Source organism: Pseudoalteromonas sp. S1608, from assembly GCF_005887265.1.
Lineage (GTDB): Bacteria > Pseudomonadota > Gammaproteobacteria > Enterobacterales > Alteromonadaceae > Pseudoalteromonas > Pseudoalteromonas undina.
This window is the reverse complement of sequence record NZ_PNDK01000002.1, coordinates 293,405-310,378: the sequence shown is the minus strand read 5'-3', so window position 1 is coordinate 310,378 and position 16,974 is coordinate 293,405. Positions and strand designations below refer to the sequence as shown.

18 protein-coding genes are annotated in these 16,974 nt (G+C 39.1%); 8 read left to right on the top strand and 10 right to left on the bottom strand.

The features are described 5' to 3' along the window. Positions 1-12 precede the first annotated feature (12 nt). Positions 13-726, bottom strand: coding sequence for a flagellar brake domain-containing protein (locus tag CWB75_RS01735; RefSeq protein WP_010390195.1), 714 nt, complete (start codon positions 724-726; stop codon positions 13-15). A 395-nt stretch (positions 727-1,121) separates the two neighbouring features. Here CWB75_RS01735 and CWB75_RS01730 point away from each other — a divergent pair, with 395 nt between their 5' ends. Continuing rightward, a complete protein-coding gene (locus CWB75_RS01730; protein WP_055012565.1) occupies positions 1,122-1,628 on the top strand; it encodes a DUF2937 family protein in 507 nt (168 codons plus the stop codon). 24 nt (positions 1,629-1,652) lie between these two features. On the opposite strand, the gene CWB75_RS01725 is transcribed toward CWB75_RS01730, so the two are convergent. Next, on the bottom strand, positions 1,653-2,183 hold the full coding sequence (locus CWB75_RS01725; RefSeq protein ID WP_138569722.1) for a Tll0287-like domain-containing protein: 531 nt from the start codon (positions 2,181-2,183) through the stop codon (positions 1,653-1,655). A 136-nt stretch (positions 2,184-2,319) separates the two neighbouring features. Here CWB75_RS01725 and CWB75_RS01720 point away from each other — a divergent pair, with 136 nt between their 5' ends. After that, positions 2,320-2,505, top strand: a complete 186-nt coding sequence (locus CWB75_RS01720; protein ID WP_138569721.1) for a hypothetical protein — start codon at positions 2,320-2,322, stop codon at positions 2,503-2,505. A gap of 159 nt (positions 2,506-2,664) precedes the next feature. Further along, on the top strand, positions 2,665-3,342 hold the full coding sequence (locus CWB75_RS01715; protein WP_249362293.1) for a hypothetical protein: 678 nt from the start codon (positions 2,665-2,667) through the stop codon (positions 3,340-3,342). A 57-nt stretch (positions 3,343-3,399) separates the two neighbouring features. Here CWB75_RS01715 and metG read toward each other — a convergent pair whose 3' ends face one another. Next, a complete protein-coding gene (gene metG, locus CWB75_RS01710) occupies positions 3,400-5,424 on the bottom strand; it encodes a methionine--tRNA ligase (protein ID WP_138569719.1) in 2,025 nt (674 codons plus the stop codon). Between the two features lie 177 nt (positions 5,425-5,601). Here metG and apbC point away from each other — a divergent pair, with 177 nt between their 5' ends. Continuing rightward, the gene (gene apbC / locus CWB75_RS01705) at positions 5,602-6,678 is read left to right on the top strand and encodes an iron-sulfur cluster carrier protein ApbC (protein WP_055012560.1); all 1,077 of its coding nucleotides are present in this window, start codon (positions 5,602-5,604) and stop codon (positions 6,676-6,678) included. Positions 6,679-6,680: 2 nt separating this feature from the next. Further along, positions 6,681-7,265, top strand: coding sequence for a dCTP deaminase (dcd, locus tag CWB75_RS01700; protein ID WP_010390186.1), 585 nt, complete (start codon positions 6,681-6,683; stop codon positions 7,263-7,265). A 25-nt stretch (positions 7,266-7,290) separates the two neighbouring features. Here the strand turns inward: dcd and CWB75_RS01695 are convergent, their stop codons facing one another. Together CWB75_RS01695 and CWB75_RS01690 are read right to left on the bottom strand one after the other, a co-directional pair. Continuing rightward, positions 7,291-8,073 carry a CLCA_X family protein gene (locus CWB75_RS01695; RefSeq protein WP_138569718.1) on the bottom strand — a complete coding sequence of 261 codons (783 nt, stop codon included), beginning with the start codon at positions 8,071-8,073 and terminating at the stop codon, positions 7,291-7,293. Between the two features lie 18 nt (positions 8,074-8,091). Continuing rightward, positions 8,092-8,685, bottom strand: a complete 594-nt coding sequence (locus CWB75_RS01690) for a tRNA-uridine aminocarboxypropyltransferase (RefSeq protein ID WP_138569717.1) — start codon at positions 8,683-8,685, stop codon at positions 8,092-8,094. Positions 8,686-8,816: 131 nt separating this feature from the next. Here CWB75_RS01690 and CWB75_RS01685 point away from each other — a divergent pair, with 131 nt between their 5' ends. Both CWB75_RS01685 and CWB75_RS01680 read left to right on the top strand, forming a co-directional pair. Beyond that, positions 8,817-9,161 (top strand): Hpt domain-containing protein, encoded by a 345-nt coding sequence (locus tag CWB75_RS01685; RefSeq protein ID WP_010390183.1) that lies wholly within the window; start codon positions 8,817-8,819, stop codon positions 9,159-9,161. Positions 9,162-9,290: 129 nt separating this feature from the next. Continuing rightward, on the top strand, positions 9,291-10,508 hold the full coding sequence (locus CWB75_RS01680; protein ID WP_010390182.1) for a pyridoxal phosphate-dependent aminotransferase: 1,218 nt from the start codon (positions 9,291-9,293) through the stop codon (positions 10,506-10,508). A gap of 33 nt (positions 10,509-10,541) precedes the next feature. Here CWB75_RS01680 and CWB75_RS01675 read toward each other — a convergent pair whose 3' ends face one another. From CWB75_RS01675 to mnmA, 5 genes are all read right to left on the bottom strand, one after another. Beyond that, the gene (locus CWB75_RS01675; protein WP_010390180.1) at positions 10,542-11,000 is read right to left on the bottom strand and encodes a GNAT family N-acetyltransferase; all 459 of its coding nucleotides are present in this window, start codon (positions 10,998-11,000) and stop codon (positions 10,542-10,544) included. 9 nt (positions 11,001-11,009) lie between these two features. Continuing rightward, on the bottom strand, positions 11,010-12,152 hold the full coding sequence (locus tag CWB75_RS01670; RefSeq protein WP_138569716.1) for a ribosomal protein uL16 3-hydroxylase: 1,143 nt from the start codon (positions 12,150-12,152) through the stop codon (positions 11,010-11,012). Between the two features lie 80 nt (positions 12,153-12,232). Then, a complete protein-coding gene (gene purB, locus CWB75_RS01665; protein ID WP_138569715.1) occupies positions 12,233-13,603 on the bottom strand; it encodes an adenylosuccinate lyase in 1,371 nt (456 codons plus the stop codon). A 31-nt stretch (positions 13,604-13,634) separates the two neighbouring features. Beyond that, positions 13,635-14,237 carry a high frequency lysogenization protein HflD gene (gene hflD, locus CWB75_RS01660; RefSeq protein ID WP_055012553.1) on the bottom strand — a complete coding sequence of 201 codons (603 nt, stop codon included), beginning with the start codon at positions 14,235-14,237 and terminating at the stop codon, positions 13,635-13,637. Then, entirely contained in the window at positions 14,237-15,337 is a 1,101-nt protein-coding gene (mnmA, locus tag CWB75_RS01655) for a tRNA 2-thiouridine(34) synthase MnmA (protein ID WP_010390175.1), read from the bottom strand. Before mnmA ends, hflD begins: the two co-directional genes overlap by 1 nt. A gap of 354 nt (positions 15,338-15,691) precedes the next feature. Between mnmA and CWB75_RS01650 the strand changes: the two genes are divergently transcribed. Then, a complete protein-coding gene (locus CWB75_RS01650) occupies positions 15,692-16,966 on the top strand; it encodes a sensor domain-containing diguanylate cyclase (protein WP_075169159.1) in 1,275 nt (424 codons plus the stop codon). The last annotated feature ends 8 nt before the right edge of the window (positions 16,967-16,974 follow it).

Sequence of the window (16,974 nt, the reverse complement as noted above, 5' to 3'; positions counted from 1 at the left end):
TTTGTGATTTTTCTAATCTATATCAATTGAATACGCTTCGAGTAGCTCATTTAGCTTAGTTTGCTCTGATGCATCGAACTCGATACCGACACTAAGGCGATTCCCCTTCATTTGATTATTTCTGATATAGGACGTGACTATGACAGACTTATTGTCTATCGGTGACAAAATATGCACAAATACTTGGCGTTTTTTTAGCGCTACAAATCCAGAGCTTACATGTATCGCAAAACGGCAGCCACTGGGTGAAATATCAATGATTAACCCATGCAATAAGCTCTTACTATCGGCGTCTATATCACCTTTGTGTAAACTTATTTTAGCTGGAATATGAGTCGGTAGTCTGCTAGTTTCACGTAATTGACGGCTTTCGATTTTTTTAGGGTACGCTAGATAAATTAAGCGTTCAGGGCGAAATGAAATCGCTAATATACTGGTAGAAAAAGCCACACATTCACCGCGCTCATCTTCGATGATATAACGAACAATGGCGCCATTACCTTCAACTAAAATATCGCTGTAGTCGTTTTTACCTGCTTGAGCAGGGTATTTTAATATTAAATATTTACCGGTGTCGTAGCCGATTAAAGTGAGTTTAAAGCGAACCTGAATAGGGTTGTTAAATTGTATATCAATTAATTTCCCTGGAAGTAAATCGAGGAAAAACTTTTTTTGATCTTCAGTTGCTTTCTCTTCAACAGTGGTATTATTTTTATTCGCTTCCACAAACTCTTTCTCAATATTAACAGACGCTTAATTATCTTTTAATATAGTGTAAAAATCACTAGTATTAAAGAGGGCATTTAGAATTAGGTATTAATACTTTATGCTCGTTCTAGTAAGTATTTCAGCTATTCACGGGGTTTTATCTACAGAAATGTTGCTATTTTAGCAACAGGTAAACATTAAGGTGATCAATAAAAACTTAGCGCTTTGCTATTTAAATCATACTTATACTACCATTTATCACGTTAAGGATTATTTTTTACGAGTCTGAAAGACTGTTTACCTTTTTCTCGATAAAATTTATCTACATAAAAAGTAAGTCACTTAGCTAAGTAAATGGTATAGCATAGTAACACCATCCATCTGTTTAAATTAGAGCAGCACAAAGGATTATGATGATCGTTAACATGTTCGATAAATTAATATTTGCTTGCGCTTTTATTATTGCATTGCAACTACCGCAGCTAAGTGATCATTACCAACAACATTTAGCGGGCTTGTATCATGCGACCAAGTGGCAAGTTGATGGCTATGCAGATACAGCAAAGCAATATAAATTTTCTAGCACACAAGCAATGATAAACCGTCATTTAGAAAACACGGAACCGAGTGTCAGAGCCGATGCAGAACAAAAACAGCAAACCTTGATGCTATTCGCAGACTTAAATCAAGGTATGAAGCTATTTGAGCAAGGTAATTTAGTGCAAAAATTGCTGTATATATTCTCCCCTGATCGTTTTGAAAGATTACAGAATACACTCAATAACTTTAAGTTAGGGATCCCTTTAACCACCAGTGCATTATTGTTTGCGCTGATATTAGCTATCATATTAAATCAGCTCGTAATGTTGCCGTATACTTTATACGTTGCCCAAAGAAAACGAAACGCAGCTAATGCTTAATGACGTAATTACTGTTGGTGCTTTTTAATCGGCTTTTTTAACTACAAATGCGCCACGAATGTCACCCAGTTTAAAATCAGTTGCCTGATCATTAGGGTATAAAGTCGCTATTTTTTTAGAAACTTCAGGGGCAATGTCACTGCCATGACATGCTAAACACGCCTTTTGAGTGGGGATCGCTTTTATAAAATACCAGCCATCTGACCTTTGTGTTTGGTGTTCTATTTTTGCTATAGGCTCGCCATTGAGCTTACGTTGTTCAAAGTTTAATAAAACATTTCTTAACCATTCATCGGGTTGATTATCTGGGTTACGTGTTTTTAACGCACTGCGGCTAATTTGCCATGTACTGTTGCTGTGTTGTGAAGCGATAGCGGGTGCGGCTGTATTACATACACTTATTGCTGCTATAGGTCCATTTTGTTGCATTGTGCTAACCAGTACTTGTCTTAAATCAGTTGAAAATGCCTTAATAGTTTTGCGCGCATCGTCAACATTGTTAGCAAAAGCAGCGGATGAAATAAATAAACTGGAAAAAAGTAAAATAATGCGCATAATACACCCCTTAATATTAGTAACTACTAATATACAGAGTGTCAGGTATTTATCAACTAAATCGTACAGTGTTTCAGCACTTTTTTATTCGATGTACCGCGGCTAAAATCGATAAACGGTCCCAAGTGAGAATAATATGTATACTAAACAAGATGATAATAAAGTAATAAATCAACAAAACACCTATGATGCTGGTGGACTTAGTGCTGATGACCCCTTGGCGGCAATTAAAGCTATTCGACTTGAGCAGTTGGCACAATGTCGGCTAAAAACACAAAAAGAAATGCAAACGGGCATAAAAAAAATAAACCCTAAGCGATAATAATTTGCTAAATTAAATTTATGAATTTCAAACTTGGATAGTGCAATCAATTACATAACTATAAAACACCCTCATCAAGTAATTTCTTTTATTGCTTGGCTATGCGCTTTGGTTGTGATGTTGATAGGACTTTTTACACCTAACAATAAAGAAATTTTATTGTTCTTAACAGTGAGCTCGCTGTGTTTGCTGATGTTTAATAGTGTGGCAATTTCTGCTTGGGTATTTCATCAGTTTAAAGATAAGCAGTTACGCTTTATAGCGGTTCTATGTAGCGCAGCTTTAATGCTGTGCACAGTAGGGGATGTAATAAACTTTAACCTATCCCAACACTATCATCGCTATGCAACGTTAATAAAGCATGACTACTTAATTGATTCAATTTTATTTTTTGCACCTGGCTACAGCCTTTTATTTTTAGCCTGTGTGTTGGCCTATAAAAGGCAGCAAGCTATATCGCAATTTAAAAGCGTACTTTTTATGCTTGTTGTACTGGTGATAAGTTCTACGTCGCTCGCTAATATGTACCTTGATGGGGCTGGTATACCTATTTTAGCTATGACCGGCGTTTATAGTGTGGTGGTAACTGCCGTGGCGCTTATGGGCCTTATGTTGGTTGTTGGTTATGGTGGTTTTTATGCACCTAAACCAATTATATGGGTGAGCTTAGGGCTTTTACTAGCTGCATTGGCTGATGCCATTATTGGTGCTTTTTGGATTTATGGTAACCAAGGACAAGGTTTTTATCCTCAGGTGCGCTATATAAATTGGTTTATCTATATTAGCTCCCAATGCTTAGTGATTCATTTGGCAAAAGTAGTCGCCTTAGCTAAATAACGTCAACAATAAAAAAGCCGCTAAATATTTAGCGGCTTTTTTAAACTAGAGCAGAGTTTACATTACTCGCATACCAGGCTCTGAACCATCGTCTGGGTTAAGAATGTATATTTCTTTACCGCCAGGGCCTGCGGCAAGTACCATGCCTTCAGACATTCCAAAGCGCATTTTACGTGGTTTAAGGTTAGCAACCATCACGGTTAGCTTTCCTTCGATGTCTTCTGGTGCGTAGGCTGATTTAATGCCTGCAAATACTTGGCGTGTTTCGCCGCCTAAATCAAGAGTTAACTTAAGCAGTTTGTCAGCACCTTCTACGTGCTCTGCTTTAGCAATTTTAGCAACGCGTAAATCTACTTTTGCAAAGTCATCAAATTCAATCTCAGCTGCGATAGGCTCTTTTGCCAGTGGGCTATTAGGATCGATTTTGTCTTTTTCAGCGATTAAGCTTTCTTTTGATTCTTCAACCATTTTATTCACTTTGTCCATTTCAACACGTTGCATTAACGGCTTAAATTTATTGATAGGGTGGCTTATTAGTGCAGTTTGCACACCTTGCCATGTAAGCTCATCATTTAAAAAGGTTTCAACATTTGTTGCCATACCAGGTAGTACAGGCTTTAAGTAAGTGATCAGCACACGAAATAGGTTAAGTCCTAACGAACATACCTGATGCGCTTCTTCTTGCTTAGACTCGTCTTTAATAAGCACCCAAGGCGCAGCATTATCAATAAATTGATTTGCTTTATCAGCAAGCGCCATAATTTCACGAATTGCGCGGCTGTATTCACGATTTTCGTAATGTTCAGTAATAGTGGCTGAGGCATTTTGAAATTCAGCAAGTAGCTGTGGTTCCATAATCGTGTCGCTTAACTTACCGTCAAACTTTTTAGTAATAAAGCCAGCACAACGGCTCGCAATATTAACTACTTTACCCACTAAGTCTGAATTTACACGCTGTGCAAAATCTTCTAGGTTTAAGTCTAAATCGGTGATACCACTGTTAAGTTTAGCTGCGTAGTAATAACGTAAAAATTCTGGGTCTAGGTTATCTAAATATGTGCGCGCTTTAATAAACGTGCCTTTTGATTTAGACATTTTTGCGCCATTAACTGTAACAAATCCATGGGCAAATACGTTAGTAGGCTTTCTAAATTGAGCGCCTTCTAACATCGCAGGCCAAAACAAGCTGTGGAAGTAGATGATGTCTTTACCAATAAAATGATAAAGCTCAGCGTCAGACCCTTCTTGCCAAAACGCATCAAAGTCGATGCCTTGTTTGTCACATAAGTTTTTAAAGCTCGCCATATAACCAATAGGCGCATCTAGCCATACGTAAAAATATTTACCTGGTGCGTTTGGAATTTCAAAACCAAAATAAGGTGCATCACGGCTTATGTCCCACTGCTGCAAACCATCGGCAAACCACTCATCTAGCTTGTTCGCCATTTCTTGCTGGATTGTGCCTGAGTGTAGCCATTCTTTAAGCATGCCTTCAAAGGCTGGTAAGTCAAAAAAGTAATGCTCAGAATCTTTTAAAATAGGCTCAGCACCCGACATGACAGAGCGTGGGTTGATTAGCTCTGTTGGGCTATAAGTTGCGCCACAGGCATCACAGCTATCACCATTTTGATCTTCTGATTTACAGGTAGGGCAGGTGCCAGTAACAAAGCGGTCTGGCAGAAAAATACCTTTTTCTGGATCGAATAACTGAGAAATAGTGTGCTTTTTAATATGACCGGCATCGTTAAGGCGGTTATAAATAAGCTCACTAAATTCTTTATTTTCTTGGCTGTGAGTGCTGTGGTAATTATCAAATTTGATATTAAAATCAGCAAAATCGCGTTGGCGTTCTATGCTAACGTTTTTAACCATTTCCTCTGGCGTGATCCCTTGCTTTTGCGCATTAAGCATAATAGGTGTGCCATGAGCATCATCGGCGCACACGTAGTATGCTTCGTGGCCTTGTAGTTTTTGAAAACGCGACCAAATATCAGTTTGAATATACTCTAATAAATGCCCCAAATGGGTAGGGCCATTGGCATAAGGTAATGCGCTAGTAATCAGGATCTTTCGCTGTGCCATAATCATTCCAAATTAAGCGTTCCTAGCTAGGAACAGATGAAAATTATTACATTATCGATAAGCGCGGTAGTAACAGAGTACACTGCTTATTGATATTTACTAATTGACTGGTGTTAATGCCCTGAATGTTACATAATTCCGTGGCACTTTTCATCAAAGAAACGCTATTTTATTGGTATGTTTGGACTGTCGAAACTATTCTCTGCTAAATCGGTGCAAAAACAACCGATTATTTCTGCTTTAGCGGCCTATCGCAGTGCCGCTTTTGCTGTGGGTATTGAGCAAGATTTTATTGCTGATATTACTCAAAACACCGATAAATCAATTATTGTTAAACTCACTCTTCCTTTTGCCGCGCAATCTGAAATGCCGCATGTTGCTAATTTTTTAGCTGAGCGACTTAAAATCGAGGTAAATGTAAGTGCGGTTGTGGCACTTAAAGAGCCTGCAAAATTTAAAGCCATAAAGCACATTATTTTAGTGGCCTCAGGCAAAGGTGGGGTAGGCAAATCTACTACGGCTGTAAATCTTGCCGGTTCGCTTAAAAACGAGGGCGCTAAAGTAGGCATTTTAGATGCCGACATTTATGGACCGTCTATTCCTATGTTGTTAGGTTTGGTAGGCAGCGAGCCTGTCACTAAAGACAACAAACAATTACAACCATTTGATGCCAGCGGTATTAAAGCGCAATCTATTGGCTTTTTAGTGCCTAGCGATGATGCAACTGTATGGCGCGGTCCTATGGCCTCAGGCGCGCTTAGTCAGCTATTAAATGAAACCGATTGGGGTGAGCTTGATTACTTAATCGTCGATATGCCCCCAGGCACTGGCGATATTCAATTAACCATGAGCCAAAAAGTACCTGCCAGTGGCACTGTAATTGTTACAACGCCACAAGACTTAGCGTTGGCAGATGCGCAAAAAGGCATTGCTATGTTTAATAAAGTAAACGTGCCAGTGCTTGGTTTAATTGAAAATATGAGCCATTACATTTGCGGACATTGCGGCGAAGCTAATCATGTATTCGGTAAAGATGGCGCACAAAAATTAGCCATGAAGCATGGTGTTCCTGTGCTTTCACATATTCCGCTTGCGATTAATATCAGAGAATCCTCTGAACAAGGTAAATTGATTGCCAATGATGCAAGTGCCGCTATAAGTGAAACTTACAGTGCAGCCGCACGGCTCATCGCCAGTACGCTTTATTATCAACAACATCACAACGCGATTGAAGTTGTGATTACGGAAGATTAAAAATGAGACTTTCAGATACACATATAAAAGAATATTTAAACGACGGGCGCATTGTTATTGAGCCCGCCCCGACCAGTGAAATGATTTCTGGGGTGACTGCGGATCTTCGTTTGGGTAATAAGTTTAGAACTTTTCATGCCCATAATGCCGCTTTTGTTGATTTAAGTGGTCCAAAAGATCAGCTTAATAAAGCCTTAGAATCAATTATGAGCGACGAAATTGTACTAGATGAAGGCGAAGCATTCTTTTTACACCCCGGCGAGCTTGCATTAGCAATAACCTATGAAAAAGTAACCCTACCTGCAGATATTGTTGGCTGGTTAGATGGGCGTTCGTCGCTGGCACGTTTAGGTTTAATGGTGCATGTAACCGCACACAGAATCGACCCTGGTTGGAGTGGTAATATTGTTTTAGAGTTTTATAACTCGGGTAAACTGCCACTTGCACTTAGACCCATGATGAAGATTGGTGCAATGAGCTTTGAAACGCTCACCGGTCCATGTGAAAACCCGTATAACACCCGTGTTGATGCAAAATATAAAGATCAGAATAGCGCGGTGGCAAGTCGTATCAGTGATGATAAATAGTAATTCTGATTTTTAGAAACGATTACTATGTTTGTTGATGAAGCGCGTAACCTAATAATTGAAAATATTGGTTAAGTGCTTCATTGGCTTGTAGCGTTTGGCTAAGCTCAGGGTAAATTAAATTATTACTGCTTAATCCACTGACCAAAAAGCTATTTTTTATTGTTTGGTGCTGATTTATACAGGCTTCAAAACACCGAGCTGCAAGCTCCTCTGGCATACTCATGTATTGCTGCTTGTGTGCCTTATCAAACGCGATACAGCGTTGTACAAATTCATTCGCATCTTCCCCGTTTCGCGCTAAAAATACCCGCTTATAAAATTGATTAAGTGCATCATTAAGTGGATGGCTCAAATCGGGAGAGTTTGATAACCATAACTTAGAGGCGAAACCAAACCGAGTTTTTGATTTAAATAAATGCTCACTAATATGATGATCAAATGCATGAAACCACTCATGGGCTAAAGCACCGCCGCCTGCGTTTTTTGCCAGTGCGAGAGTTTGATCGTAAGCATTATAGTGTGCTTGCACGCCTTTTTGCCCACCGTGACCAAAGGCAAAGTTAAGCTTACCGCGAAGGCCAATTGCTGTTGGCGGTAAATGTAAAATTTGCGCTAAATCAGCTAGCGCATCATAAATTAAATTGGCACTAATAAATCGCTCTTCTTTAGTCACCCATTTACCAACTACCATCGAACGAAAACCAAAAGTCGTTCTAATATCGCTAAAATCAACTTGGTCGTCAAAACGATAGTCAGGGCCTTGGCGTGAAAATCCACGCTTTAATCGAGAAGGGATATTACGCATTGGTTATTTCATTTTTAATTACAGGTAACGTGCTTTTACGTGAGTGGGCATATGTTGGGTTTGTTTGGTAATTAATTCATCTAATAAATCATACAACGGCGCCGGATTGAGTGCTTCAATGAGCGATAAACTATGCGCTACGGCCTCTAGTGTTGACAAGCTATCTGCTCTTGGGGCTTTACGAATAGTATAACGGTTCGTGGGAATTTGGCGAAAGCTTACTGTTTTAAACTGTTGTAATAGTGGGGTTAATTGCAAAATTTTAAAGGCTTTATTCCATGTACCATCGAGCACTATTAAATGTGTAATGGGTCGCACGTTTTCATTGTCATTAGCTACATCTAACTCAATTGCGTCCTCGTTTGGATAGAGTAACACCGTCGAGCTGAGCGGCAGCTTTTGTAAGCAAGCAAAATCTTGATTATTCTCGCCTATAATTATTTTGCATCGCGTTAAACTTAATGCCAATAACTGTGCCGTATTTTTACTAATTTTTGCTTCACTGGGGTGCTGTAACACAACAACCTGAGTTTGATTATCAACACAGGTGATTGCATTGCAAATACAGGTGCTTAGCGAAAAATTACAGCGTTCACAAAGGGCACGTGCCATAAGCTAACCATTCGATTAATACATTTAACTTAATTATACATTTTTGCATTAATAAAGTTGGTTTTTTTTGTGCTTAGATATAGAGTAAGAGATGAAATATAAATTGCAGGAACGCATTATAGGGCATCAATATGACAGAAATCAGTATCGACGAATCCGCTTTAGAAAGTATGGAATCGCTATTAGGTGAACAATTTCCAGATACGCTGGAATTTTGTTGTGCGGAATTTGAGCGCTTAGGGAACGAAACTATTGCAGCGCTTGGCCAAGATAAAGAGGCTGCAATTCGCCATTCTCATAGCCTTAAGTCAAATGCGGCTCAATTTGGAGCGGCAAGTTTAGCCGAGGTAGCACGTTTAATTGAATATAATTTAAATAATGGGAATGACGAGCAGGCTGTTGATGCAGCAAATAATTTAATGGCGCAAGTTACTGGCTCGCAAGCAAAATTAAATGAGTGGCACGCTCAGCGATAAACCCGTTTTATGAAGAACAGAATAAAGTGTTAACGTGAATTTTTTTCAGTTTTAAGCGCTTAATTTCCCCTAGTAATTCACGGCTTTACTGAGTTAGTCTTAAGGCTAACTTGCTCTTTAGAGGTAACAATGTCAGAAATAAAAAAGAGTCATAAATTAGACGGCGTCTGTTATGACATCCGTGGCCCTGTTTTAGTGCAAGCTAAAAAAATGGAAGATGAGGGCCAAAAAGTACTTAAGCTTAATATTGGTAACCCCGCGGCGTTTGGTTTTGATATGCCAGAAGATATGCACCGCGACATTATTCGTAATTTATATTCTGCTCAAGGCTATTGTGATTCTAAAGGGCTTTACTCTGCGCGTGTTGCTATTTATCAGCATTACCAACAGCGTGGTTTACACAACTTAGACGTTGATAATATTTACATTGGTAACGGTGTGAGTGAACTGATTCAAATGGTCACTCAAGCGTTGTTAAATAATGACGATGAAGTATTAATTCCTGCACCCGATTATCCGCTTTGGACTGCGTCGGTAAAGTTAGCAGGCGGTAACCCTGTTCACTATTTATGTGATGAAGAGCAAGATTGGTTTCCTGATATTGATGATATTAAAAGCAAAATCACCTCGAAAACTAAAGCATTGGTGTTAATAAACCCTAATAATCCAACAGGGGCAGTGTACAGTGATGCCTTGCTTGAAGAATTGATCAACATTGCCCGAGAGCACAAGCTTTTACTGTTAAGTGACGAAATATATGAGAAAATTCTGTACGACGGCGTTACCCATACTTCTATTGGTGCATTGTGCGACGATATTCCCATTATTACGTTTAACGGTTTAGCTAAGACATATCGCGCCGCTGGTCTTAGAATGGGTTGGATGGTGCTAAGCGGGCGCACTGCCTTAATGACAGATTTAATTAAAGGCCTCGATATTCTTGCCTCAATGCGTTTATGCGCAAACGTCCCTGCTCAATATGCCATTCAGCAAGCATTGGGTGGGGTACAATCCATTGATAGCTTAATTGACCCCGGAGGCCGCTTATACGAGCAACGAGATATTGCTTGGCGTGGATTAAATGCAATTGAGGGGATAAGCTGTAAAAAGCCAAAAGGGGCGCTGTATGCATTTCCCAAAGTTGATACAAAATTGTTTAATATTAAAAATGATGAACAAATGATGTTTGACTTATTAAAGGCAGAAAAAATATTATTAGTACATGGGCGCGCTTTTAACTGGCCAGATCCCGATCATTTTAGATTGGTGTTTTTACCTAATAAAGATGATTTAAGCAGTGCGATGATGAAAATGCAGCGGTTCTTCAAAGATTACCGACAAGAATAAAGTAAAAAACGAGCCAAATGGCTCGTTTTTTGGTTAATGCACTAAAGTAAATGGCCGTGTTTCAAAGCATGTGATGGGGCATTCCATTCTCTGTCTTGGAATACCAGCTTCCATAAAAACGTGCCCTTGCACAGTAAAGCCGTTATTTTTGAATCGTTCTACTTCATTTAAAATACAGTTAATACTGACAGCCTCAATACCTTGCTCTGCGGCAAGCTTTACAATGAAATTAAGTAGAGATTTATAAACGTTGCGATTGCGGTGCTGGGGTAGTACGGCAATTCTTCCTATTAAACCATCATTACATAATCGACCTGTGGCAACAGGTGAGTGCATATTATCGGTAACCAGAATATGTTGAGCTAGCGCATCTAAGCTATCAAATTCAATATTCTTTGGAATATGTAATTCGTAAACAAAAACACGCTCTCTTATTTGTTGAAGTTGATCTTTTTCACTTTGCCAATCAACTTTGTCAACAGTATAAACCATAGCCTCCTCCTAGCTAAACCAAATACCCTCATTAACCAGTGTAGTAAAGGTTTCGATAAAATCTAGGCTAGGTGTGGTTGAATTCAGCAAGCTGCTATCAAATTCAATAAAATCAGTTAGCTGTTTTACAGCCTCTAAATCAGATAGCGGTAAAGGGTAGTTTTCGCCATTAACACTTAAAAGCAGCTCATCACCTATGCATTGGTAAATTGCACGCGTGCCACCAAGACGCTCAAATGTCACATCATTTTCAAGTTGTTGCATAATTTCAGCTGTACTAAACGGGTTTTCTTCAGGCGCTAAATCCATATCATGCTTAGGTTGACTTAATGTGTTTCCCAACCAATTTTTAAATAAGCTGTCGTTTTCTATTAAAGCCTGCATTAACGTTTTTACTTTATCAACTTCGCTTTGCGTAAGCTCACCTTTTGAATCACGTAGCGCGAGGGTATGATCCGTGTAACGTTTTTGACCGCTTTCTGTGTCAATAATATGATCTGCAAAGCTAGACAGTAAATCTTGTTGATTAGGGGCTCTAAATCCGACCGAATAGTTTAAAGCATTTTCAATGGCATAGCCTTCATGTGGACAACCTGGTGGTATGTACAAAATGTCACCTGGCTCTAAAACGCAATCAATCACTGCAGTGAAAGCTTCAACTTGTAGCAAGCTTTTATTTTGAGCAAATTGCTTTAATGAGGCATCAGGTAAGCCTACTCGCCAATGGCGTTTGCCTTCTCCTTGAATAATAAATACATCATATTGATCCAAGTGTGGTCCAACACCACCGCCAGGAGTTGAGTAGCTGATCATTAAATCATCTATACGCCAGTTAGGAATAAAACGAAATGGTTCAAGCAATTGTGCGGCTTCTGGGTGCCAATGATCGACCGCTTGCACTAATAAAGTAGCGTGCTCGTCGGTGAGTATTTCAAAATCTTCAAACGGCCCTTGATGGGACTGCCATTGCTGGTTATGGTTGGTTATAATACGCGACTCTATGCTGTCTTCCATGGCAAGGCCTGCCAGTTCATTGGCATCAAGAGGGTCTTTAAAGTCACTAAAACCTCTTTTGATTAACAGTGGCTTTTTTTGCCAATATTGATTTAAAAACGCTTGCTCAGATAATTCATTTATTTTTAATTGATACATAGAATGCCTATAACGTTAAGACCTAAATGAAAAAAGCGAAAGGCAGGTACCTTTCGCTTTTTATTAGTAGATTTGAGTAATTAAACTAAATCATCAATAAACTCAACAGCGCGACCAATGTAGTTGGCTGGGGTTAGCTTTTTCATTTCTGCTTTTGCAGCGTCTGGTAAATCTAAACCATCAATGAAATCAGCCATAATTTCTTGATTTACACGTTTACCACGCGTTAAATCTTTTAGCTTTTCATATGGCTTTTCAATGCCGTATTTACGCATTACTGTTTGAATTGGCTCTGCTAGTAGCTCCCAGTTTTGGTCAAGCTCATCGGCTAAACGTTGTTCGTTAACTTCTAGCTTGCTCACACCTTTAAGTGTAGATTGGTATGCAATAACAGCATAACCCATACCTACACCTAAATTACGTAATACGGTTGAGTCAGTTAAATCACGTTGCCAACGAGAAACAGGCAGCTTTTGCGCTAAATGACCTAATATGGCATTAGCTAAGCCTAAGTTACCTTCTGAGTTTTCAAAATCAATAGGGTTTACTTTATGTGGCATAGTTGATGAGCCAATTTCACCAGCAATGGTTTTTTGCTTGAAGTGATTAAGCGCAATGTATCCCCACATATCGCGGTCAAAATCGAGCAATATAGTATTAAAACGCGCAATAGCATCAAATAGTTCTGCAATGTAGTCATGCGGTTCAATTTGTGTGGTAAACGGGTTATGTGTTAAACCTAGGCTAGCTACAAATTTATCTGCGTGAGTATGCCAGTCGTAATCAGGGTAAGCACTTAGGTGAGCATTGTAGTTACCTACAGCACCATTTACTTTGCCTAGCATTTCTACTTGGGCAATTTGATCACGTTGACGCTTTAAACGCATGTATACGTTTGCAAACTCTTTACCCATAGTTGATGGGGTTGCAGGTTGCCCATGCGTACGGGTCATCATTGGAATGGCTTTGTATTCAACAGCTTTTTCTTTAATTGCGCTTAATAGCTCATCGCAATAAGGTAAAATAACATTGTTACGTGCTTCACTTAACATTAAACCGTGAGATAGATTATTAATATCTTCAGATGTACATGCAAAGTGAATAAATTCATTAATGGCATGTAATTCAGCGTTATCAGCTACTTTTTCTTTTAGTAGGTACTCTACGGCTTTTACATCATGGTTAGTGGTGCGTTCAATGTCTTTAACACGCTGTGCATCGGCTTCACAGAAGTTATCGACGATAGCATTTAATAGTCCGTTTGCTTGCTCGCTTAAAGCAGGGACTTCTTTTATATCGCTTGCTGCAGCTAACGCTTGCAACCAACGCACTTCAACGGTTACGCGGTATTTGATTAATCCAAATTCGCTAAAAATACTGCGTAGTTCAGTGGTTTTGCTGCCGTAGCGACCATCAACCGGAGAGATAGCCGTTAACGCTGAAAGCTCCATAATAACTCCTAAATTTTAGTTTGAACGATAATTAAATTTTTGTTTTAGCAATGGCGAGAATTTTTCTTTTTGCAAAAAAGAAATGACGACGTTTGCCGCCCATTTGACGCCATAATACTGCACTACGAATGCCGGCTAAAAGTAACGCACGGATTTTGTTTTGAGTGAGCTGCTGTTTTAATAACTCGGGTTTACCATAAACCTGGATTCGGTGCCCAAGGGGGCTTAGCACCGACGAGTATATATCTGCTAAACCGGCAACAACACTGTCATCGGTAATAGCAAAATGATCTAAACGACGATGAATATCATCAATACGTTTACCTAATTCATTGAGGCTCTTACTATTGGCACTAAGGGCTCGCTCTAACTGCATTAAGCCACCCACGTATTTAACTATTTCAACATCTTTTTGAGCACCGGCACTCAGTTGTGCCATTAATGTTTTATAGCCATCACGCAAATTTTGTGTGCCTTGGTATACATCCTCAGGAGAGGCGGGTGAGGTTTGCACAATACTTGATAACAACGTTGATAAGTCATGTTCATCACAACGACCGTATTGAGCAACCTTTTGTACTTGTTTTGCTACTTGGCACATGGCAGCAAGTGCCATGACTTGATGTTGATTCATTACTTAATCACCGAATCAATAATACCACCGCCTAAACAGACTTCATCAGCGTAAAATACGGCGGATTGTCCTGGGGTAACGGCTTTTTGAGGCTCATCAAACAATACGCGTGCCATACCATCTTCTCCAACGAGTAATGTACAGCTTAAGTCTTCTTGACGGTAGCGAGTTTTAACGGTGCAGCGAGTTGTACCTTGCGGGCCAACACGATCTACCCAGTGTAATTGGTTTGCATTAAGGCCGTTACTGTACAAGCGAGGGTGATCTTTACCTTGACCAACAACAAGAACATTTCGTTCTATATCTTTATCTACCACGTACCATGGTTCGCCCGAGCCTTCTTTCATGCCACCAATTAATAAACCTTTACGCTGGCCAAGGGTGTGATACATCAAGCCTTCATGCTCACCTACATTGTTACCATCGGTGTCTTCAATTACTCCAGGTTGTGCAGGCAAAAACTTTTGCAGAAAATCTTTGAATTTACGCTCGCCAATGAAACAAATGCCGGTGCTGTCTTTTTTATCATGGGTAATTAAATCCTGTTCTTCAGCAATGCGGCGTACTTCTGGTTTGGCAATATCTCCGACAGGAAATAGTGTTTGCGCAATATGCTCATGGCTTAGTGTATACAAAAAGTAGCTTTGATCTTTGTTATCGTCTAGGCCTCGGCACATTACGTATTTGTCATCGCGTAGCTCTCGGCGCACATAGTGACCAGTTGCAATAAAATCAGCACCAAGTGCTTGCGCAGCAAACTCTAAAAACGCTTTAAATTTTATTTCTTTATTACACATTATATCTGGGTTGGGTGTACGACCCGCTTTGTATTCTGCTAAAAAGTATTCAAATACATTATCCCAGTATTCAGCAGCAAAATTAACGGTATGAAGTTCAATGCCTAACTTGTCACATACAGCTTGTGCATCTTTTAAATCTTCAGCAGCAGCGCAATATTCATCATTGTCATCTTCTTCCCAGTTCTTCATAAACAAGCCTTCTACTTGGTAGCCTTGCTGTTTTAATAAATATGCAGATACAGAAGAATCAACACCGCCGGACATACCAACGATGACTTTAATGTGACTATTTTCGCTCATGAATAATTTCGCTTATACAGATTACTGTTAACTTGGAAAGGCCGCGATTATAGCATGTATTTTGTTGGTGCTTAAAGAGAGGATGGGGGATTGAATAGATTTTGTTGTAACTTTTTCCATCCAATGGTTAGTAAGGCGTAGTTTGGTGTGTAATTTACTCATTTTTAGGCTAATGAAAAGGGATGGATTATATTGATGACTTCATACTTTGTAAGTTGCTTTTGTCGTATTTAATTATGTAACGCTATTCTTCATTAACAAAACTTTACATTTGAGATTACCTACCATATCTTAATTAGTATCTAAATACGTAAATACTTAAATAACCTAAAATATAATCAATGGAATGAATATATGAATTACGCCTCGCAATCACATTTGGTTAAGTCGTTTGTGCTGGATGCGTCCGAAAAAACGGTGTCAAATCTTACTTTTGAAGACGATTATTCACTACAGCAATTCAAAGAATCAGCTTATAAGTTATTTTATGACATTATAACTGTGCCAGCTCCCTATCTTTATCAAGAACCTAACCCGATTGTTGAGCTGTTTAGGCTTATAGAATCCTCTTTAGGCTCTTTAAAATCATCACAAAAGGCAATTTTAAGCCAGTTAGAGAAATGGTGGGTAGAGTGGCATTTTGTCGCTTCAATGAATGTATCGCTTGAACGTGAAAACAAAGAACAAGACTATAATGTTATAAGCACTACCCAGCATCCTATGCGTAAGCATGAGCTAAGTCACTATGCGCGATTATTCACGATTCTGCCCTTACCGGTATGTGATGTTTGTATGGTAACTGGTGATATTTTAAAAGTGAACCAACGTTTTATTGATGTATTTGGTTACACGTTACAAGACGTACCTAATCTTAATGTGTGGTGGAAATTAGCCTACCCTGAAAAAGATTACAGAACATTTGCACAAACGTTATGGCAGGAGTCACTTGAGCAAGCCAATCAAAATAATGATGATATTCCAGCTAATGATTACAGAATTTCTTGTAAAGATGGCAGTGAGATTGTGATGCAAGTTTCTGGTATCAGTGTTGAAGGAGAATTTATTGCTATATTCAACGATGCTACTGAGCGTTTAAAAACTCAAGAAATACTCAGTGATATGGCGTTTTTAGACTCACTCACTAAAATAGCCAACAGGCGGCGCTTTGATGAAAAACTAACGTCTGAATTTAACAAGTTATCGAACGAGCATCGTGAGCTTTCGATGATCATTATTGATATCGATAATTTTAAAAAGTATAACGACCGATATGGTCATCTCGAAGGAGATAAATGTTTATTTCAAGTTGCGCAAAAATTAGCTGAAACCGTCTGCAGGCCAGAAGATTTTGTAGCGCGATTCGGAGGAGAAGAGTTTGTCGTGCTGTTACCTCAAACAGGTAAGCAAGGGGCATTATTTATTGCCGAACAAATACAAAAATCGATTGAAAAAATGGCCATTCCCCACAAAGACAGCTTTACAGGTATATTGTCTGTCAGTATGGGAATAAACACCATAGAGCATGAACACGATAGCGATCATGCGCAATTTTTTAAACAAGCAGATAACGCACTTTATTACGCGAAGAAACAAGGAAGAAATTGTATTGCTTTAGCTACAGATAATTAACGCAACTT